Origin of the sequence: Phenylobacterium sp., from assembly GCF_041913825.1 — a bacterium.
Lineage (GTDB): Bacteria > Pseudomonadota > Alphaproteobacteria > Caulobacterales > Caulobacteraceae > Phenylobacterium.
In genome coordinates this window covers 7,835-27,330 of the sequence record NZ_JAYSEO010000008.1, presented here as the reverse complement: position 1 = coordinate 27,330, position 19,496 = coordinate 7,835, and the positions used below count along the sequence as shown (strand labels likewise).

The 19,496-nt window shown below is 71.8% G+C and carries 19 protein-coding genes; 11 read left to right on the top strand and 8 right to left on the bottom strand.

Going from position 1 to position 19,496, the window contains the following annotated elements; genetic code table 11:
* The first annotated feature begins 2 nt into the window (after window positions 1-2).
* On the top strand, window positions 3-455 hold the full coding sequence (locus tag ACE3Q8_RS08015) for an NfeD family protein (protein ID WP_374469739.1): 453 nt from the start codon (window positions 3-5) through the stop codon (window positions 453-455).
* Window positions 456-624: 169 nt separating this feature from the next.
* Entirely contained in the window at window positions 625-1,938 is a 1,314-nt protein-coding gene (locus tag ACE3Q8_RS08010; RefSeq protein ID WP_374469738.1) for a hypothetical protein, read from the top strand.
* Between the two features lie 84 nt (window positions 1,939-2,022).
* Here ACE3Q8_RS08010 and ACE3Q8_RS08005 read toward each other — a convergent pair whose 3' ends face one another.
* The 4 genes from ACE3Q8_RS08005 to ACE3Q8_RS07990 are packed head-to-tail and all read right to left on the bottom strand — an operon-like array spanning window position 2,023 to window position 6,849.
* Window positions 2,023-3,561 carry an acetolactate synthase large subunit gene (locus ACE3Q8_RS08005; protein WP_374469737.1) on the bottom strand — a complete coding sequence of 513 codons (1,539 nt, stop codon included), beginning with the start codon at window positions 3,559-3,561 and terminating at the stop codon, window positions 2,023-2,025.
* Window positions 3,558-5,336, bottom strand: coding sequence for a feruloyl-CoA synthase (locus tag ACE3Q8_RS08000; protein WP_374469736.1), 1,779 nt, complete (start codon window positions 5,334-5,336; stop codon window positions 3,558-3,560). Before ACE3Q8_RS08000 ends, ACE3Q8_RS08005 begins: the two co-directional genes overlap by 4 nt.
* A 47-nt stretch (window positions 5,337-5,383) precedes the next feature.
* Complete coding sequence (locus tag ACE3Q8_RS07995; RefSeq protein ID WP_374469735.1) at window positions 5,384-6,604, bottom strand: RNA polymerase sigma factor; 1,221 nt, start codon at window positions 6,602-6,604, stop codon at window positions 5,384-5,386.
* Window positions 6,601-6,849, bottom strand: a complete 249-nt coding sequence (locus ACE3Q8_RS07990) for a YciI family protein (RefSeq protein WP_374469909.1) — start codon at window positions 6,847-6,849, stop codon at window positions 6,601-6,603. The genes ACE3Q8_RS07995 and ACE3Q8_RS07990 overlap by 4 nt, the downstream gene beginning before the upstream one ends.
* 242 nt (window positions 6,850-7,091) lie before the next feature.
* Between ACE3Q8_RS07990 and ACE3Q8_RS07985 the strand changes: the two genes are divergently transcribed.
* Window positions 7,092-8,465, top strand: a complete 1,374-nt coding sequence (locus ACE3Q8_RS07985) for a serine hydrolase domain-containing protein (RefSeq protein WP_374469734.1) — start codon at window positions 7,092-7,094, stop codon at window positions 8,463-8,465.
* Between the two features lie 4 nt (window positions 8,466-8,469).
* Here ACE3Q8_RS07985 and ACE3Q8_RS07980 read toward each other — a convergent pair whose 3' ends face one another.
* Both ACE3Q8_RS07980 and ACE3Q8_RS07975 read right to left on the bottom strand, forming a co-directional pair.
* Window positions 8,470-9,807, bottom strand: coding sequence for a dihydroorotase (locus tag ACE3Q8_RS07980; protein WP_374469733.1), 1,338 nt, complete (start codon window positions 9,805-9,807; stop codon window positions 8,470-8,472).
* Window positions 9,800-10,795, bottom strand: a complete 996-nt coding sequence (locus ACE3Q8_RS07975) for a glycosyltransferase family 9 protein (protein WP_374469732.1) — start codon at window positions 10,793-10,795, stop codon at window positions 9,800-9,802. Before ACE3Q8_RS07975 ends, ACE3Q8_RS07980 begins: the two co-directional genes overlap by 8 nt.
* Window positions 10,796-10,855: 60 nt before the next feature.
* Between ACE3Q8_RS07975 and ACE3Q8_RS07970 the strand changes: the two genes are divergently transcribed.
* The 3 genes from ACE3Q8_RS07970 (at window position 10,856) to ACE3Q8_RS07960 (ending at window position 13,025) form a co-directional block, all read left to right on the top strand.
* Window positions 10,856-11,668 carry a folate-binding protein YgfZ gene (locus tag ACE3Q8_RS07970; protein ID WP_374469731.1) on the top strand — a complete coding sequence of 271 codons (813 nt, stop codon included), beginning with the start codon at window positions 10,856-10,858 and terminating at the stop codon, window positions 11,666-11,668.
* A gap of 93 nt (window positions 11,669-11,761) precedes the next feature.
* The gene (locus ACE3Q8_RS07965) at window positions 11,762-12,355 is read left to right on the top strand and encodes a DNA-3-methyladenine glycosylase I (protein WP_374469730.1); all 594 of its coding nucleotides are present in this window, start codon (window positions 11,762-11,764) and stop codon (window positions 12,353-12,355) included.
* A complete protein-coding gene (locus tag ACE3Q8_RS07960) occupies window positions 12,348-13,025 on the top strand; it encodes a ribonuclease HII (RefSeq protein ID WP_374469729.1) in 678 nt (225 codons plus the stop codon). Before ACE3Q8_RS07965 ends, ACE3Q8_RS07960 begins: the two co-directional genes overlap by 8 nt.
* A gap of 10 nt (window positions 13,026-13,035) precedes the next feature.
* On the opposite strand, the gene ACE3Q8_RS07955 is transcribed toward ACE3Q8_RS07960, so the two are convergent.
* Window positions 13,036-13,935 carry a LysR family transcriptional regulator gene (locus tag ACE3Q8_RS07955; protein WP_374469728.1) on the bottom strand — a complete coding sequence of 300 codons (900 nt, stop codon included), beginning with the start codon at window positions 13,933-13,935 and terminating at the stop codon, window positions 13,036-13,038.
* Between the two features lie 83 nt (window positions 13,936-14,018).
* On the opposite strand from ACE3Q8_RS07955, the gene ACE3Q8_RS07950 reads away from it, so the two are divergent.
* The 3 genes from ACE3Q8_RS07950 to ACE3Q8_RS07940 all read left to right on the top strand — a co-directional run bounded on the left by ACE3Q8_RS07950 (window position 14,019) and on the right by ACE3Q8_RS07940 (window position 17,021).
* Window positions 14,019-14,582 (top strand): NAD(P)H-dependent oxidoreductase, encoded by a 564-nt coding sequence (locus ACE3Q8_RS07950; RefSeq protein ID WP_374469727.1) that lies wholly within the window; start codon window positions 14,019-14,021, stop codon window positions 14,580-14,582.
* A 106-nt stretch (window positions 14,583-14,688) separates the two neighbouring features.
* A complete protein-coding gene (locus ACE3Q8_RS07945; RefSeq protein ID WP_374469726.1) occupies window positions 14,689-15,768 on the top strand; it encodes a site-specific DNA-methyltransferase in 1,080 nt (359 codons plus the stop codon).
* 80 nt (window positions 15,769-15,848) lie between these two features.
* Window positions 15,849-17,021, top strand: coding sequence for an MFS transporter (locus ACE3Q8_RS07940; RefSeq protein WP_374469725.1), 1,173 nt, complete (start codon window positions 15,849-15,851; stop codon window positions 17,019-17,021).
* On the opposite strand, the gene mutY is transcribed toward ACE3Q8_RS07940, so the two are convergent.
* Window positions 17,005-18,054: an A/G-specific adenine glycosylase gene (gene mutY, locus ACE3Q8_RS07935; protein WP_374469724.1), complete on the bottom strand. Its 1,050-nt coding sequence runs from the start codon at window positions 18,052-18,054 to the stop codon at window positions 17,005-17,007. The genes ACE3Q8_RS07940 and mutY overlap by 17 nt on opposite strands.
* 45 nt (window positions 18,055-18,099) lie before the next feature.
* Between mutY and ACE3Q8_RS07930 the strand changes: the two genes are divergently transcribed.
* The gene (locus tag ACE3Q8_RS07930) at window positions 18,100-18,636 is read left to right on the top strand and encodes a DUF721 domain-containing protein (protein WP_374469723.1); all 537 of its coding nucleotides are present in this window, start codon (window positions 18,100-18,102) and stop codon (window positions 18,634-18,636) included.
* 105 nt (window positions 18,637-18,741) lie between these two features.
* Window positions 18,742-19,356, top strand: a complete 615-nt coding sequence (locus ACE3Q8_RS07925; RefSeq protein WP_374469722.1) for a DsbA family protein — start codon at window positions 18,742-18,744, stop codon at window positions 19,354-19,356.
* Window positions 19,357-19,496 lie beyond the last annotated feature (140 nt).

The following is a 19,496-nucleotide window of genomic DNA, read 5'->3' as shown; positions in this document are numbered from 1 at the left end:
CCATGCCGCTGATCGAACTCTATGACGCCCATCCGTTCTGGGCCTGGGCCGCGCTCGGGGCGGCGATCCTGGCGGTGGAGATCCTGACCGGGAGCGGCTGGCTGCTGTGGGCCGCCGCGTCCGCGGGGGTGGTCGGCCTCGTCACCCTGGCGGGGATCTCGCTGCCGGCCGCCCTGCTGCTCTACGCCGGCCTCACCATCGTCTCGACGCTCGCCGCCCGGCGCTATCTCCCGCGCTCGGTCATCGGCGAGGGGCAGGACATCAACGACAATATCGGCCGCTTGGTGGGCCGTCGCGGAGAGGCGGTGGCCGCGTTCGAGAACGGCTCCGGCCGGGTGTTCATCGACGGCAAGGAGTGGGCGGCCGAGCTGGACGCCGGCGGGCGGCTGCGGGCCGGCGCGCGGGTCGAGGTGGTCGGTGTGAACGGGGCGCGCCTGACGGTCCGGGAAGCCTGAGCGGGCCGTAACGCGGGTCTGCGGCCAGCGGTCGCGACGGCGCCGGCGGGAGCCGTAAACCGTTGGAAGAACGTCACACTTCGGCCCGTATCCCGGGTCATCTTGACCCTAGGGATTATGCGGCGCTTATGTGCCCGCCGAACGGAAACACCAGGAGAGATTTCGTAAGATGAGGTCGAGAGCAATCGGGCTGGTCGCGGCCCTGGCCGCCGCCGTGCTCGTTCCGGCGGCCGCCCTGTCGCAAGGCAAGAAGGGCGGCGGCGAGATCACCGAGGCCCAGCGCAAGCAGGGCATGGCCGAAGCCCCGGCCGTCGTCCAGACGCTCGGCCTGGCCTGCAACGTCACCGACGCACGGTTCGTCGGCAAGCAGGAAGACAAGAAGGCGAAGACCTCCAGCAGCTACTACGAAGTCGCCTGCCAGCAGGGCATGGGCTTCATCCTGCAGTCGTCGACGGCCGGCGCGCCGGTGGCCTTCACCTGCATCGAGGCGAACACCCCGCCCGAGGGTGCGAAGGAAGCCTCCCTGCCGTGCAAGCTGCCGGCCAACAGCGACCCCAAGGCGGCGCTGACGCCCATGCTGCAGAAGGCCGGCGTGGCCTGCACGCCCGAGCGCGTGCGCGGCATCGGCCAGGGCAAGACCCAGACCTACCTCGAGGTCGCCTGCCAGGGCGGCGACGGCTATGTCGTGCTGGCCTCTGCGCCCTTCGACCCGGCCAAGCCGGTCGAGGCGCAAAACTGCCTCGCCTATGACGACGTCCAGGGCAACGTGAAGTGCGTCCTGACCGACAAGGCGTCGCGCCTGGCGGTCGTGGACAAGTTCGCCGCCACCACCCAGTGCGCGGTGAAGGATCGCCGCTACGTGGGCATGTCCAAGGACGGCGCCAGCTTCTTCGAAGCCTCCTGCCAGGACGGCAAGGGCTACATGTACAAGATCGTCAACGGCCAGGTCGCCCAGAACTGGGACTGCGCCAAGGCTCAGGGCGTGCTCGGCGGCTGCGAGCTGACCGACGCCCGCCAGGCCCAGAGCGAGCAGGCCGGCCTCTACACCCGCCTGGCCAAGGCCGCGGGCAGCAACTGCGACGTCGACCGCTACGCCCTGTTCCCGATGCAGGGCCAGCAGGAAGTCGTCGAGCTGGTCTGCAAGGACGGCTCGGGCGGCGTCGGCATCTTCCCGGCCAGCGGCAAGGGTCAGTACCTCGACTGCGGCCGTGCGCTCGTCGCCGGCTACAAGTGCGGCCTGAACACCAAGATCGACTACAGCTCGCTCACCGCCGACCTGAAGAAGAACAACGTGCAGTCCTGCGTCGTCTCCAACTCGCGCCTGATGGCCAAGACGCAGAAGGGCACCACCCTCGTGGAAGTCGCCTGCTCCGACGGCCTCAAGGGCTATGTGCTCGAGTACAACACCACGCCTGCGGTGACCGCCATCGGCGCCACCGGCTGCGCCTTCGCCGGCGGCTGCAAGCTGCCCGGCAACACCTAAGCTCAGGTCCAACCTGAACGGACGAGGCCCGCGGGATCACCCCGCGGGCCTTTTTCTTTGCTCCGATGAAGCGTGATGCGCTGACTAGATCGCCGCCTCGATGAAGGTCGGGCCCTTCTGGGTCATGGCCGCGGCGAATGCTGCGTCAAAGGCCTCGGCGGTCTCGCAGCGGACCGCGGACAGGCCGAAACCCCTGGCCATCGACACCCAGTCGATCTTCGGGTCGCCCAGGTCCAGCAGCTTGGCGGCCGAAGGACCGGCCTTGCCGGCGCCCGTGCGGGTCATCTCGACGTTGAGGATCCGGTAGGTGTGGTTGGCGAACACCACGACGGTAATGTCGAGGTTCTCCCGCACCATGGTCCACAGCGCCTGCACCGTGTACATGGCCGCGCCGTCGCCGTTCAGCGAGATGACCTTGCGGTCGGGCGCCGCCACAGCCGCGCCCACGGCCAGCGGCAGGCCGATGCCGATGGCGCCGCCGGTCAGAGCCAGCACCTCGTGCGGCCGCGCCGTGGCCGTTCCGGTCGCGACGCCGGTCCCGGAGGTCACCGCGTCGTCGCAGACGATGGCGTTCTCCGGCATGTGCCGTGCGATCGAGGCGCCGGCGAAGTAGGCGTTGAGCGCGCCGGTCGGCGCCTCGGGCAGGGCAAGCGGCTGGCTCGGTCCGGAGGCCGGCGCGCCGAGCGCATCGGCCAGGGCGGCGAGACCCGCCACGGGGTCCTCCGACCGCTCGGCGAGCGTCAGAGTCCCGCACCCCTCTGGCACCAGTACGCTGGGGCGATCCGGGTACGCGAAGAAGGCGACGGGCATGGCCGTGCCGACGAAGACCATCAGGTCCACGCCCTCCAGCTCGGCGAGCGCCATCTCGCCGAAGTACTGCATCTTCTTGGGCAGGAAGACGCCGGCGCCGCGCGCCTGCCGGGGCACGAAGGTGTCGGAGTAGACCGTGACGCCGGCGGCCTCGAGCCGCGCCGCCACCGCCAACGCGTCCGCGCGGCAGGCCTGGCCCCCCAGCAGGACCACCGGCTTCTTCGCGGCTTTGATCGCCTTGGCCGCGGCGTCCACCGCCTGGCTGGACGGGGCCGGCCGAGTTGGCTTCTGGGCGATCACCGGCTCGGTGCTGGCCGGCAGCCAAGCGGAGTCCGCCGGCAGGATCAGGCTGACCGGCCCGCCCGGGGGGCCGTAGCTCGCGGCGACGGCTTCCGCGGCCAGGCCGGCCACCGCGTCGGCGCTGTCGGCCGACCGAACCCACAGGGAGTTCGGCTTCACCAGGGTCGCGATGTCGGAGTTCAGTGGGGCGTCGTACTGGCGATGGTAGGTGGCGTGGTCCCCGACCACGTTGACGATCGGCGTGTAGGCGCGGCGCGCGTTGTGCAGGTTGGCCACGCCGTTGCCGTAGCCGGGGCCGAGGTGCAGCAGCGTGCACGCCGGCTTGTCGGCGATCCGGCCATAGCCGTCGGCGGCGCCGGTCGCGACGCCCTCGAACAGGCACAGCACCGGCCGCATCTCGGGCTTGCCGTCCAGGGCGGCCACGAACTGCATCTCGCTGGTGCCCGGATTGGCGAAGCAGGCGGTGACCTCGTTGGCCACGAGGGTCGAGATCAAGGCATCGGCGCCGTTCATGCAAACACCATCACGTCTGGGGAAGGGGGATCGGCGAACAGCCGCGCGACGGCCTCGGCGTGCTTCGCCCGGGCCAGGCTCTGGGCGATGTAGCCCTTGTCGGTGATCTCGCCGGAATGCGGATCCGGCGGCTCGGCGAGCACCAGGGCGCGGCCCACGCGCCCGGACGAGCCCTGGCCCTTGGCGTTGAACCGCTCGACGCCGGCACGCACCGCCGCCTCGACATCCGCCCGAGGCAGGTTGGGGTTCGGGTAGAAGAGCAGGCCGACGCCGTCCCGGCCCTCGCCGCAGACCACCGCGTCCGTCACCGCGCCGCCGATGGCGCCGACGCAGGACAGCCGCAGGTCGCCCACGCTGACGAAGGCGCCGGACGCCAGCTTGAAGTTCTCCGACAGCCGGCCGTCGTAAATCATGCCCTCCCGCGGATCCGCCGGATCCACCAGCCGGGCGGCGTCGCCGATGATGTAGAAGCCCTCGTCGTCGAAGATGGCCCCGTTCAGATCGGGCCGGCCGAGGTAGCCCTCGGTGATCTGCGGCCCCTTCACGCGGAATTCCAGCTTGCCGGCGTTGGGCACGAGCCGCACCGAGGTGCCGGGGATCGGCAGGCCGATCATTCCCATGCGGGCGTTGGTCCAGTGGACGTTGCAGGCCGTGGGCCCGGTTTCGGTGGCGCCGTAGCCGGAGCCGAAGCTGACCCGCTCGCCGACCGTCCGCCGAGCGACGGCCTGGATGCGGTCGGCGGTCGCCTGCGCCAGCGCCGCGCCGCCGTACTGCAGCAGCCGCACGCGGGAGAAGAAGGTCCGCGCCAGCGCCTCGTCCCTCTCCAGCGCCTCGGCCAGCAACATCCAGCCGGCCGGCACCATGTTCTGGTAGGTGGGCGCCACCTCGTGGAGGTTTCGCAGGGTCTCGCCGAACCGGGCGGCGGTGGGCTGTCCGCGGTCGATGTAGAGCGTCCCGCCCCGGTGCAGGCCCATGTGCAGGATGGCGTTGGCGCCCAGGCTGTGGCTCCACGGCGCGGAGTGCAGCATCACCGGCGGCTCCGGATCGTCGAAGCAGGCCTCGATCTGCGCCGCGTTCAGCGAGATCGCCCGATGGGTGCAGATCACGGCCTTGGGATGCCCCGTGGAGCCGGAGGTCAGCAGGTACTTGGCGTGGTCGCCCGGCCGCGCGGTGAACGCCGCCGACTTTCCCTCGTACAGCCGCTCCAGCGGGATGTCGCCCGGCCGCGGATTGCGCCCCGCGATCACCGGCAGCCCGGCCAGGCAGGGGTTCTCCAGCCCATCGGCGAACAGGGTCGCGTCCTCGGTGTAGACGGCTGCGGGCTTCAGGATCTCCACGGCGTGGGCGAGCCTGGCGGGGTTCGCCCCTTTCAGCCCGTACTGCGGCGAGACCGGCGCGACCGGCATCCCCTGGCTCATGGCCGCGTACTTGATCAGCGCATGATCGATGGCGTTGCCCGACAGGATGAGCAGCGGGCGCTCGCCGACGACCCCCAGCCCGCACAGCCCGCCGGCGAGGGCGGCGACCCGCTGGCGCGCCTCGGCGAAGGTCAGCGTCCGCCACCCCTCGCCCGACCGTTCGGCGAGCCACACCCGGTCTGGCGCGGCCGCCGCCCAGTGGTCCAGCGCCTCCACCGTGGTCAGGAAGCGCTCGGAATAGGGCGTGGGATTGGTGAGCACCATCTCGCCGCCGGGACGGGCGTCCACCTCCAGCCGGCGCGGGGCGTAGCGCGGGTCGCGGAAGGGCGCGGTGTCGGTCCGGAGCTCGGCGTCCATAGCCCGCCCTTATTCCAAGCGCCGGAGGGGAAGGAAAGGCGAAAGCCTCAGGCGAGCGCCCGCAGCCGCCGCTCCAAGAACAGCCGTTCGGCCGGCGCAGGCCCGAGGGTGAGCGCTGTCCGCAGGGCCGCGGCGGCGTCGGCCCGCCGGCCGGCCGCGGCGCAGAGGCCCGCGCGCGCCGCATGCCAGGGCAGCCAGCCGCCCAGCCGTGAGCTGTCGATGGCGTCCAGGGCGGCGAGGCCCTGCTCCGGACCGAACGCCTCGCCCACCGCGACGGCCCGGTTCACCGCCGTCACCGGCGTCGGCCGGAGCGCCACCAGCACGTCGTAGAGCCGCACGATGTCGGCCCAGGGTGTGACGCCGGTCTCAAGGCGGGAGAGGTGGGCGCCGTGTATCGCGGCGAGCACTTGGCGTGGACCGCTGCGGCCGAGGTCGGCGGCGCGGTCCATCAGCCGCGCGCCGTCCGAGATGAGGGCGCGGGTCCACAGGGTCGTGTCCTGCTGGTGCGGCGGGACCATGGCTCCGCGGTCGTCCAGCCGGGCCGGTCGGCGGGCCTCGGCGAACCGCGCCAGGGCGGCGAGCGCCAGCACCTCGGGATCCTCGGGGATCAGCTCGGCGAGGATGCCGGAGAGCCGCAGGACCTCGGCCGGGAAAGGGGCCGCCTCGCCGGACAGGGCGGCGTCCTCATAGGCCTGGGCGTAGGCGATCTCCAGCGTCGTCAGTACGGCTTCAATCCGCTCGTGCCAGGCGCCGGGACCAGGGACCTCGAAGGGCACGCCGCTCCGGGCGATCTTCGCCTTCGCCCGGGTGATCCGCTGCAGCATGGCGGGCTCGCCCACCAGGAAGGCGCGCGCCAGCCGCTCCGTGGACAGCCCGCAGACCACCTTCAGCGTCAAAGCGGCGCGGGCGTCGGCGCCGATGGCCGGGTGGCAGCAGACGAAGATCAGCCGCAGCCGCTCGTCTGGGAGCGGTTCCTGGGCGGCCATCAGCGCCTCCTCGGGCGTGGGCGGCGGCTCGGGGCTGTCGGGGCGGACGCGCGCCCGCACCTCCGCGCGCCGTCTGGCGTCGATCGCGCGACGCAGCGACGCCCGCCACAGCCAGGCGGCGGGGTCGCGCGGCGCCTGCTGCGGCCAGGCGGCCAGGGCCGAGGCGCTGGCGTCGGCGAACGCGTCTTCGGCGAGGTCCAGGTCGCGCAACCGGGCGGCAAGGGCGGCCACCACCCGCGGGCGGGCCGCCGCGATCGCCCGGGCCGCCTCGCGGGTGATCATCCGTAGTCCGCGTGCGGCCGGACCTCCACCTTGCCGCCGGGCGCGACGGGGATCTTGCGCGCCCAATGCAGCGCCTGGTCGAGATCCTCCAGCTCCATCTCGTAATAGCCGCCCAGCTGCTCCCTGGTTTCGGCGAAGGGGCCGTCGTGCAGGGTCTGCCGGCCGTCCGCGGCGGTCATCACGGTGGTGGCGGTCGCCGTCGGCTGCAGCGGGGCGCCGCCGAAGCTGACGCCCGCCGCCGTCAGCTCTCGCCGAGCTGCATATGCCGCCGGACGATCTCGGTGATCGCCTTCTCGCCGTCGGGACCTTCGTAGGCGCCTTCCGGCTCGTAGATCAGCATCATGTACTTCATCGCGGGCTCCCCCTCCGGGGTGATGATGGCGCGACCCCGGGCCTGGCGTCACGGAGGAGACGCGCTGGCAAACGAGGATTCGACAGGGCTCTTCGCTTTTTCATATGGCTGTGCGCGAACAGGGGGAGTTCCCGAATGCGTACCGTTGTCCTCGCCGCGCTGGCGGTGCTCGCGCCCGCCGCCGCTGCCGCTCAGGCTCCGGCCGCGCCGGACGCCCACACCCGGGCGCTCGCCGCTGGCTACAAGGCGGCCTTCCTTTGCAGCGGGCTCTTCAACGCCGGCATGAGCGAGGCGCAGGTCGCCGCCGACGACTTGGAGGGCATCTATCCGCAGTACCAGGAACTGGTCCGCGAGCTGCCGGCCGAGGTCGACCGCGACCGCAAGCAGGTGAGCGTGCGGTTCGACAAGCACCTGCCCCCGCGGGTGGCCGCCTGGCGGCCGAACCTCGGCTGCGCGCAGCTTCCCGTCGGGGCCCCGGCCGAGGCCGCCGCCCGCCTGCCGCGCTTCGATGCCGCCGCACCGAGGTCCGACGCCCGCAAGTGGCCCGACGGCGACGCCCACCCGCGCATCGCCACGCCCCGGGGGCTCGCCCAGGTGGCGGAGAAGGCGTTCGACGGTGCGACCTACGGCGAGGGCTCGAAGACCACGGCCGTACTGGTGGTGAAGGACGGCCGTATCATCGCCGAGCGCTACCGCGCCGACTTCGACATGCACACGCCCCAGCGCACCTGGTCGGCCGCCAAGAGCCTGACGGCCTCCGTGGTTGGTCGCGCCGTCCAGCAGGGGCTGGTGAAGGTGGACGCCCCGGCCAACATCCCGGAGTGGAAGGCGCCCGGCGATCCGCGCGCGCAGATCACGCTGACTCAACTGATGAACATGGGCAGCGGCCTCTGGACCGACGGTCCAGGCAACCGCACCGACGAGGTCTATGTTGGCGGCGGCCTGGTGACCGAGTGGGCGACGCGGATGCCGATCGAGGTGCGGCCTGGGACCCGGTTCCGCTACGCCAACAACGACACTCTGCTGGCCATGCGCAGCGTGCGCGCCAGCCTCGGCGATGGCGAGCGGGCGCTGGCCTATCCCTTCCAGGAGCTGCTCTGGAAGATCGGCATGACCCACACCACGCCGGAGACGGACTGGCAGGGGAACTTCATCCTCTCCAGCCAGGTGTGGACCACGGCCCGCGACCTCGCGCGGCTGGGCCTGCTCTACCAGAACGACGGGGTGTGGAACGGCGAGCGCCTGCTGCCCGAGGGCTGGGCCCGCTTCGTGGCTACGCCGGCGCCGGCCCAGCCGCCCAGCGGCCCCGGCTACGGCGCGTTCTTCTGGCTCTACGGCGCCGCCCAGGCGCTGCCGGAGGGGACCTACGGCATGAACGGCAACCGCGGGCAGTACGTGATGATCGTGCCCTCGGAGAAGCTGGTCATCGTCCGCCGCGGCTTCGACCCGGCCGGCAAGCGCTTCGACGAGGCAAGGTTCGCCAGGGACGTGGTCGCCGCCCTGCGCTGAGCCGTCAGGCCGAGGCCAGCGTCTCCTGAAAGCGCACCGGCTGGCCGAGGCTCGGGCCGACGATCTCGTCGTCGCGCATGACTACCTGGCCCCGGATGATTGTCGCCATGGGCCAGCCCTTGGCCTCGAAGCCGTCGAACGGCGTCCAGCCCACGCGCGTGGCCATGTCCTGGTGGCGCAGCGTGCGGCGCGCCTTGAGGTCCACGATGGTCAGGTCGGCGTCGTAGCCGACCGCCAGGCGGCCCTTGTCGGCGAGGTTGAAGATGCGGTTGGCGCCGTGGCTGGTCAGGTCCACCAGCCGCTCCAGCGACAGCCGCCCCTCGGCCACGTGGGTCAGCATCACCGGCAGCAGGGTCTGCACTCCGGGCATGCCGGACGGCGAGGCCGGGTACGGGCGCGCCTTCTCCTCGGAGGTGTGCGGCGCGTGGTCCGAGCCCAGCACGTCGGCGACGCCGTTGGCGATGCCGGCCCACAGCCCGGCCCGGTGGTGGGCGTCGCGGATCGGCGGGTTCATCTGGGCGTAGCCCTTCAGCCGCTCGTAGGCTTCAGGCCCCGCCAGGGTGAGGTGCTGCGGGGTGACCTCGACGGAGGCGATATCCTTGTGCGCCGCGAGGTAGGCGATCTCGTCGGCGGTGGTGACGTGCAGGATGTGGATGCGCTTGCCGAGGCTCCGGGCGATGCGGATCAGCCGCTCGGTGGACTGAATCGCGGATTGGGCGTCGCGCACCTCCGGGTGGCTCGTCCAGTCGCCCTGGCGGGCCAGCGGCCGGCGGTCGGCCAGGCGGTATTCGTCCTCTGAGTGGAAGGCCGCCCGGCGGTTGATGTGGCGCAGCACCTGCTCAACGCCCTCGTCGTCCTGCACCAGCAGGGTGCCGGTGGACGCGCCCATGAAGACCTTGATCCCGCAGCAGCCGGGGAGCCGCTCCATCTCGCCCAGCCACTGGGCGTTCTCGTGCGTCCCGCCCACGTAGAAGGCGTGGTCGCAGTGCATGCGGTCCTTGGCCCGGGCCAGCTTGTCCGCGAGCTGCTCGGGGTCGGTGGTGGTGGGCTCGGTGTTCGGCATCTCGAACACCGCGACGACGCCGCCCAGCACAGCGGCGCGGGACCCGGTCTCCAGGTCCTCCTTCCACTCCAGCCCCGGCTCGCGGAAGTGGACCTGGGTGTCGATGACGCCGGGCATCACAATGAGGCCAGTGGCGTCGTAGGTCTCGCCGGCCGAGGCCTGGGACAGGTCGCCGACCGCGACGATCTTGCCGCCGCGGACGCCCACGTCGGCGGGCCCGCGTCCGGCATGGTTCACCACCTCGCCGCCACGGACGATCAGGTCGTAGGTCTCAGCCATGTTTGCTCTCGCGGCGGGCGGGTTCGGTGGCGGCCAACAGGGCCTCGGCGGCCTTTGCCACGGCGTCCACGCTGAGGTCCATCATGTGGCAGACCTGCTGCGAGAGCGCCGGGTCGGCATTCTTCACCTGCTCGAAGCTGCGCGGGCCGCGGACGACGCGCGTGTGCTCGCCCCAGGGCGCATAGAGCCGCTCGTCGGACGGCCCGAACAAGGCGAGCGTCGGCACGCCCGCGGCCGCGGCCAGGTGTGTGGTGCCGCTGTCGTTGCCGATGTAGAGGCGCGCGCGCTTGAGCGCGGCGAAGGAGCCCAGCAGGTCGGTCCGGCCGGTCAGGTCGATGAGCTGCTTCCTCATGACCACGTCCTTGAGCTGCAGCGCGACCTTGGCGTCCTCGGCGCCGCCGAGGATCATCAGCCGGCCGCCGCGCATGGGGCCGCCGGGGCCCAGCAGGCGCATGGCGACCTGGCTGAACCGCTCCACCGGCCAGGTCTTGCCGACCCAGTTGGCGGCAGGCGCGATGGCCAGGATCGGGCCGTAGCCCTGGGTCAGCTCGGCGGCCAGGGCCTCGGTCTCGGGCGAGGTGTAGATGTAGGGCGCGGCGGGCTCGTCCTCGATCCGCAGGGTGCGGGCCGCCTCCATGACCTTGTGGACCGGCTCGCCCGTGGTCTTGCGGAAGATCGCCCGGCGTCGGGTGTTCAGGAACCGCGACAGGCCCGACCCACGCAGGTCGACCACCAGCCCCCACTTGCGCTTGCGGACCCTGCGCCAGAGGTCGAACCAGTGCGAGCCGTCCTTGGCCTTCTCGAAGACGATGAGCTGGTCGAGCGCCGGCACGTCGGCGAAAAGCGGGGCCGCGGCGGGGCCGGCGACGATGGTGAAGCGCGCGTGCGGGATCTCGTCCGCGAGCCGCTTGACGAGGCCCGACGAGAGCACCGCGTCGCCGATCCGCGTCGCGGTGATGAACAGAATCGGGAAGGACCCGCGCGACATCGGACCTGTATAGGCCCGACCCCGCTGGCGCTCCACCGCGGCTGCGCCCAAATTGCGGTCATGAGCGTCTATTGTTCTCTTCCGAGCCGCGCCCTGATCGCCGTCTCCGGCCCCGACTGGCGGAGCTTCCTGCAGGGACTGATCACCCAGGAGGTGGAAACGCTGGCGCCGGGCGAGGCGCGGTTCGGAGCCTTGCTGACCCCGCAGGGGCGCTTGCTGTGGGACATGTTCGTGGTCGGCCGGGAGGACGGCTGCTGGCTCGACGTGGCCGCCGAGCACCGCGAGGCCATCCTCCAGCGGCTGTCGATGTACCGGCTGCGGGCGAAGGTGGAGCTGGCGGCCGACGGCGCGCCGGTCTCGGCGGTCTTCCCGGCCATCGAGGGCTGGGTCGAGGATCCGCGTCTCCAGCTCCTCGGCGCCCGCGGCTACGGCCTGCCGGCGCCGGCCGGCCTCCCTGTCGAGCGCGAGGAGGTCTACGAAGCACACCGGCTGTCGCTCGGTGTGCCAGGACCCGCCGACTGGGGCAGCGACAAGACCTACCCCATCGAGGCGAACTTCGACCTGCTGAACGGCATCGACTTCAAGAAGGGCTGCTTCGTCGGGCAGGAGACGACGTCGCGGATGAAGCGCCGGGGCCAGGTGAAGAGCCGTATGCTGACGATCGTCTTCGACGGGCCTCCGCCGCCGCCCGGCACGGAGGTGCTGGCGGGCGAGCTGCGCGCCGGCGAGGTGCTGTCCGGGGTCGAGGGGCGCGCCATGGCCCTCCTCCGGCTCGACCGGGCGCTCGGCGCGGCGCTGACGGCGGAGGGGCGCCTGGCCCGCGCCGAGGTCCCGGCCTGGATGGCCGGGGCGGTGGGCGAGGCCGCGGCCTAGCTTCGCGTCCCTGGGGATAAGCCGGCCGGAAACCGCGGATGCGGCCGAAACGCCCCTTGAGGTTCCGGCCCGCGTCGGCTGAAGGTGCGGCCGATGACGGCTCCCCTGCAGAGATGCGGCTGGCGCGGCATGGCCGGCGACCCGCTCTACGAGCGCTACCACGACACCGAGTGGGGCGTGCCGGAGTACGACGCCCGCGCCCTGTGGGAGAAGCTGGTGCTGGACGGCTTCCAGGCTGGCCTTGCCTGGATCACCATCCTGCGGAAGCGGGACGCCTTCCGCGCCGCGTTCGACGGCTTCGATCCCGAGAAGGTCGCCCGCTACGGCGAGGCCGACCGGGCGCGGCTGATGGCGGACCCGGGCATCGTCCGCTCCAACGCCAAGATCGACGCGGCCATCGCCAGCGCCCGCACCTACCTCGACATGCGCGAGAAGGGCGAGGACTTCTCCGCGTTCTGCTGGGGCTTCGTGGACGGCGAGCCGCTGCAGAACACCTGGAGCGAGGTGGGCCAGGTGCCGGCCCAGACGCCGCTGGCGGTGGAGGTGTCCAAGGCGCTCAAGACCCGCGGTTTCAAGTTCGTCGGCCCGGTGATCGTCTACGCCTGGATGCAGGCGACGGGGATCGTCAACGATCACCTCACCTGCTGTTTCCGCCACGACCAAGTGAAGGCGCACGCCCATGGCTAAGGGCCCGACCATGCTGCTCGAGAAGGCGTTCGTGGACGCCGTCGTCTGCGGCGTCGACGAGGCGGGCAGGGGACCCTGGGCCGGGCCGGTGTGCGCGGGCGCGGTGATCCTCGACCCCAATCCGCGGAAGCACCCGAAGGGCCTCGACGACTCCAAGAAGCTGAACGCCAAGACCCGCGAGAGCCTGGAGATCGAGATCAAGGCCAAGGCGGTGGCCTGGGGCGTGGGTTTCGCCACGGTCGAGGAGATCGCCAGCCTCAACATCCTGCACGCCACGGGACTGGCCATGTGCCGGGCGATCGAGGCCCTGGCCGTGCAGCCGACGCACGCGCTGGTGGACGGCAACTACCGCTTCAAGCTGCCGTGCGAGGTGAAGACGGTGGTGGGCGGGGACGGCAAGTCCAAGTCGATCGCCGCGGCCTCGATCCTCGCCAAGACCGCCCGCGACCGCCTGATGGCCGAGATGGACCAGGTCTATCCGGGCTACGGCTTCGCCAGCCACAAGGGCTACCGCGCGCCCATCCACGCCCAGGCCCTGCTGGAGCTCGGCCCGTCGCCCATCCACCGGATGGCCTGGGGCCCGGTGAAACTCGCCCTCATGGGCAAGGACCCGCTGATGGCCTTCGAGGACGCCCTGCAGGACGAGCTGCCGTTCGAGGCGGCGGAGTAGGCGCTAGGCGCTAGGGGCGGGCGAAGGCCTCGCGGATCGTCTGCGCCACGTGGGCCACGGCGACGTCGCCGTCGCTGCGGCGGTGCCAGGCCAGGTGCAGGGGAAACCCCGCAACGGGCAGCGGCGGGTCGAAGACGGCCAGTTCGCGGCGGCGCTCGGGCGGGATGCTGCGGGCCGGCAGCATGGCGATCAGGTTGCTCCCGGCCACCAGCGGCACGGCCAAGCCGAAGCTCGGCACGACCATGGCCACCCGGCGTGAGCGGCCGAGCGTCACCAGGGCTTCGTCCAAGGGGCCGGTGGTCTCGCCGCGACCGGAGACCAGGACGTGCGGCCAGCGCAGCCAGGCGTCGAGGTCGAAGCTCTGCGCCGCCGGATGACCGGCCCGCATGGCGACCACGTAGCGCTCCTCCAGCAGCACCTCGCGCCGGAAGTCGCGCTCGATGGCGGGGAAGACGGAGATGGCGAGGTCGGCGTCGCCGCGGCCCAGCGCATCGAGCGCCTCGGGAGCGCCTCGCCAAGGCTGGATGACGAGGTCCAGGCCCGGCGCGGTGTCGGCGAGCCGGCGGTGCAGCCCCAGCGCCACCAGGTCGGCCGGGGCGTCGGCCATCACGACCCGCACCGTCCGGCGCAGGGTGGCGAGGTCGACGGGCTCCGGCGCGAGCAGGGCCTCCAGATCGGCGATCGCGGCCCGCAGGCGGGGCCGCAGCGCCTCCGCGAACGGGGTCGGCCGCATGCCCCCGGCGGCCCGCTCCAGCAGCCGGTCCCCGAACAGCGCCCGAGCGCGCTCCAGCGCGTTGGAGGCGGCGGACTGGGAGAGTCCCAGCCGGACAGCCGCGCGGCTGACGTGCGCCTCGTCCAACAGGACGTCGAGGATGGCCAGCAGGTTCAGGTCGGCGGCGCGAACATTCATCGGATCAATAATACGATAGATGATCTGCGCGTTGGAATGATGATCTTCCGGTGGGCACGATCTCCTCATCCAAGGAGACCCCGATGACCCGCACCCTGATCCTCGCTTTCCACCCCAACCTTGCCGGCGCCCGGACGCATGGCGCCCTCGCCGCGGCGGCCGCGCGCCTCCCGGGCGTCGAGATCGTCGACGAGGCGGCGCTCTATCCGGACGGGCGCATCGACGTGGACGCCGAGGTGGCGCGGCTGCTGGCCGCCGACCGGGTCGTGCTGCAGTTCCCCGTGCAGTGGTACTCGACGCCGCCGCTGCTGAAGGCCTGGCAGGACGCGGTGCTCACCCGAATGATGTACCTGGCCTACGACATGGAAGGGGCCCGGCTCGCCGGAAAGCCGCTGCTGGTGGCCGCGACCGCGGGCAATATGCCGGAGGCCTACACGCCACAGGGGCAGAACCGCTTTCCGCTGGAGGAGCTGCTCCGGCCGCTCGAGGCCACGGCGCACCGCTGCGGGCTCGTCTGGGAGCGGCCCTTCCTGCTCTATCGCGCGGGACGCCTCAACGACGCCGAGCTGGCGCAGGCGGCCGAGGATTACCGCCGCGGCCTCGGCGCCTGGATCGCCGCCGCATCGGTCAGGTCCCGGGCGGCGTAGGCTGCAGATGGTGAGCCGATTAACTTTCCGTTGACCATAAACGGCAACGGGGCCTTCACCATGAAGGGGCGAGGATTCAGACTCCTCTGTTCCGTAAGGGTGACCCATGGGCGTGCCGGCCGAGACCATCATCCTGGGCGACTGCCTCGAGGAGCTGAAGAAGCTCCCCGACCGCTCCGTCGACCTGGTCTTCGCCGACCCGCCCTATAACCTGCAGCTCGGGGGCGACCTGCTCCGGCCCGACAACTCGAAGGTCGACGCGGTCGATGACGACTGGGACCGGTTCGAGAGCTTCGAGGCCTACGACGCCTTCACCAAGGCCTGGCTGAAGGAGTGCCGGCGCATCCTGAAGGACGACGGGGCGCTGTGGGTCATCGGCAGCTACCACAACATCTTCAGGGTCGGCGCGACGCTGCAGGACCTCGGCTTCTGGATCCTGAACGACATCGTCTGGCGCAAGGCCAACCCGATGCCGAACTTCAAGGGCACGCGGTTCACCAACGCCCACGAGACCCTGATCTGGGCGGCCAAGGGCCGGGGCGCGCGGCGCTACACCTTCAACTACGACGCCATGAAGATGGCCAACGACGAGCTGCAGATGCGCTCGGACTGGACGCTGCCGCTGTGCACCGGCGAGGAGCGGCTGAAGGACGAGACCGGCGCCAAGGCCCACCCGACCCAGAAGCCCGAGGCCCTGCTGCACCGGGTGATCCTGGCCTCCACCAGGCCCGGCGACGTGATCCTCGATCCGTTCTTCGGCACCGGCACGACGGGCGCGGCGGCCAAGCGGCTGGGACGCAAGTTCATCGGCATCGAGCGCGAGGAGGGCTACGCCCGCCTCGCCAAGGATCGGATCGCGAAGGTCATCCCGGCCTCGCCGGACGAGGTGGTGGTCACCGGCTCCAAGAAGTCCGAGCCCCGGATCCCGTTCGGCCAGATCGTCGAGGCCGGGCTGCTCCGGCCCGGCGACGTGCTCTACTGCCCGAAGGGCCGCAACGCGGCGCGGGTCCGCGCCGACGGCAGCCTGGCGGTGGGCGAGATGACCGGCTCGATCCACAAGGTGGGGGCGATGGTGCAGTCCGCGCCCGCCTGCAACGGCTGGACCTACTGGCACTTCAAGTCCGACGCGGGGCTGGCGCCCATCGACGTGCTGCGCGCAAAGGTGCGGAGCCAACTGCCGGTCTGAGCGGCATGCCAGTTCTTCTAACTGGACCGTCGGCGATTCCCTCCCCAAGCTGAAGCCCAAGGCGGGGAGGGAATAGCCGTGTGCGGACGAAGATCGTGAACCCGCGCATCTTCGTCCTGACGATGGTGACCTTCGCCTTCGGCTCGAGCGCCTTCATCTTCGCGGGCCTCCTCGAGGTGATGGCCGCCGATCTCGGCGTCACCACGGCGGTGGCCGGACAACTGCAAACGGCCTTCGTGCTGACCTCGGCGCTCCTGGGGCCCTTCGTGGCCTGGGCGCTGGGCCGGGCCGACCGCAAGGTCACCATCGTGCTGGGGCTGAGCCTCGGCCTCGCCCTGCACCTGGCCTGCGCGTTCACGCCCAACTTCAGCGCCCTCTTCGTCCTGCGGGCGCTCGCCGGGCTCGCAGGCGCGATCAGCGGCCCCTCGGCGAGCGTCGCGGCGGCGCAGCTCGCACCGCCCGAGCGGCGCGGCTCGGCCATCGCCATGGTCTCGGGCGGCATGACACTGGCCTTCGTGCTGGGCATCCCCATGGGCAGCGTGGTGGGGTCGGTGTTCGGCTGGCGAGCCACCTTCCTGTTCGCCGCCCTGCTGTCGGGCGTGGCCCTGGCCGGCGTGCTGCTGTTCATGCCGAAGGTCCCGGCCCCGCCAAAGCGGACCGGCGGCAGACTGCAGATCCCCGCCCTCTGGCCGCTCTACGCCACCACCTTCCTGACCTTCGCAGCCAACATGACGCTGAACCTCTACATCGCGCCGATCGTGCGGGTGGGGGCGGGCGTGACCGGCGCGGGCGTCGGCGCCTTCCAGGCGATGATCGGAGTGGGGTCCATCGCCGGCCTGTGGCTGGGCGGCCGCGCGGCCGACCGGGACGCGGGCAAGGCCTGGATGATCCAGGGTTTCCTGATCGAGGCCGCGGCCATGAGCACCCACTTCGCGGCCACCCACCACGCCGCGCCGCCCGGCCTCCCGAGCCAGCTCCTGGTGGCCTTCGCCATCTTCCTGGCGGCGACGGCGCTCTTCTCCATCACGCCGGTGATCCAGAACCGGCTGATCCGCATGACCGAAGGCGCTCCGGTGGCCCTGGCGCTGAACGGGTCGGTCATCGCCATGGGCCAGGCGCTGGGCTCGGCGCTGGGCGGGGCGGCGCTGGCCGGCTTCGGCGTGCCGGCGATCCCGGCCGCGGCGCTCGGCATGTCGCTCACCGGGCTCCTGATCCTGGTGATGGTTTTCCCGAAGGCTAGAGCAGGTTCGTGAGGCCCGCGCGGGCGGCCTTCAGGAAGACGCTCGGCAGGGCGTCGAGGTCGCGGCGGGGGCTCCAGATCACGTCCTCGGCGTCGTGCGCCTCGGCGCGCAGGAGCTGCAGGGTGAGCGTGAAGTGGGTGAAGCCGTGCTCCACCTCGCCGACGCCCCGCCAGGGCGCCTCGGCCGGCGCGGCGGCGAGCGCCTCGGCCTCGCTCCAGCGCTCGGCCCTCCAGTCGGAGGTCGGCAGCGCCAGCATCCCGCCGAGCAGGCCCTTCGGCGGGCGGCGGACCAGGGCCACCTCGTCGCCGCGGGTGAGCACATAGGCCACACCGAAGCGGTGCGGCCGCTCGGCCCTGGCCGTCTTGCGCGGGAAGGTCTCGGGGGCGCCCGTGGCCAGGGCCGCACAGTGGCCGGAGACCGGGCAGCGGTCGCAGAGCGGGGCCTTAGGCCGGCAGATGGTGGCGCCCAGGTCCATCAGCGCCTGGGCCCAGTCGCCCGGGCGATCGTCGCGCACGAGCGCGGCGGCCAAGCGTTTCAGCTCGGGCTTCGCCTCGGGCAGGGGCTGCTCGACGGCGAAGAGCCGGCTCATCACCCGCTCCACGTTGCCGTCGACCACGTTGGTCGGCCGGTCGAAGGCGATCGCGCCCACCGCGGCGGCGGTGTAGGGGCCGAGACCGGGCAGGGCGCGCAGGCCCTCCTCCGTGTCGGGGAAGACGCCGCCGTGGTGGCGGGCGACGGCGCGGGCGCAGGCCAGCAGGTTCCGGGCGCGGGCGTAGTAGCCGAGGCCCGCCCAGGCGGCCATGACCTCCTCGTCCGGGGCGTCGGCCAAGTCGGTGACGGCCGGCCAGCGAGCGGTGAACTTCAGGAAGTAGGGCGTGGCGTGCGGCACCGTGGTCTGCTGCAGCATCACCTCCGACAGCCACACGCGGTAGGGATCGGGCCGTACGCCCGCGGCGTGCGCCTTCGGGCCCACCCGCCAGGGCAGGTCGCGGGCGGCCTCGTCGTACCAGTCGAGCAGGGGGCGGCGGATCGTCTCTGCGGTCACCTTTCCCCCTTAGCGTCCCCGGCCCCCTGCCGCTATTGTGGCGCCATGTCCCGCCGCCTGCCGTCTTCGCAAGAGGCGCTCCGCATCCTGGCGGAGAAGCGCACCCGCCCGCAGCGCCGGCCGCCTCCGCCGGCGGGCCGAGGCCTGGCCAAGCTCCTGCGCGACCTCGACCAGAAGTTCGGCCAGGGACCGGCCGCCCTGCAGGCCCGCTGGCGCGAGGTGGTGGGCGCCGAGATCGCCAAGCGAACCGAACCCGTGAAGCTGGTGAAGGGGCGGAACGGCGGGCCCTCGTCGCTGGAGATCCGGGTGGCCGGGCCTTCGGCCGCCATCATCCAGCACCAGGCCCACGAGATCCTGGCGCGGGTGAACCTGTTCCTCGGGCCGGACGCGGTCCAGAAGCTGCGGATCGTCCAGGGCCCGCTGCGGCACGCGCCGGAGCCGCCGCCGCCGCGCCGTCGTCCGCAGCCGCTGGACGCGGCCCAGGAGGCGGAGCTGGTCCAGGGCCTGGCCGACGCCCCCGAGGGCAAGCTCCGGGAGGCCCTGTTGGCGCTCGGCCGGGGCGTGCTGCGCCAGCAGCGCTGAGTTGACTCAAAAACGCCGCCGTCCCATCGGCTGAGTGGGCAGTTCGCCGCAGTGCGGGGAATCGCGCTTTAATCTTTCATTCACGCTTTCAGAGGGCGTTCGAACATGCTGAGCCGTCGTCTCCTCCTCGCCGCCGCGGCCGTCGCCGGCCTCGCGCTGGCGGGCTGCAACCAGGGCGGGGGCGCCGCGGGCCCGGCCGAGGGCGACATGACCATGGGCAATCCGAACGCGCCCGTGAAGTTCGTGGAATACGCCTCGGTGAGCTGCAGCCACTGCGCGGCCTTCAACAACGAGGTCTTCCCGCAGTTCAAGGCGAAGTACATCGACACGGGCAAGGTGCACTACACCCTGAAGGAGTTCCTGACCCCGCCCGAACAGGTGGCCACCGCCGGCTTCCTGCTCGCCCGCTGCGCCGGCAAGGACAAGTACTTCAGCGTCGTGGACGCGATCTTCCATAACCAGACCGAGATGTTCCAGACAGGCGACGTCCGCGGCGTCCTGCTGCGCATCGCCCAGTCGTCCGGCATGACCGAGCAGCAGTTCGACGCCTGCCTGCGCGACGAGGAGGCGATCAAGGGGGTGAACGCCCGGCACGAGCGCGCCGTGCAGCAGGACCGGATCACCGGCACGCCCACGTTCGTCATCAACGGCAAGCAGGTCGCCTCTGGCGAGGTCAGCATGGCCCAGCTCGAAGCGGCCGTGGCCGAGGCGAGCAAGTGACCACCGGCCCGACCCGCCGCGCCGGGCTCGCCGGCGCCCTGGCCCTCGCGCTCTGCGCCGGGCCGGCCGCGGCGGCGCCCGGCGTCGCCGCGCCGGGTGACATGAGCCTCGGCGATCCCAAGGCGAAGGTCAGCGTGGTG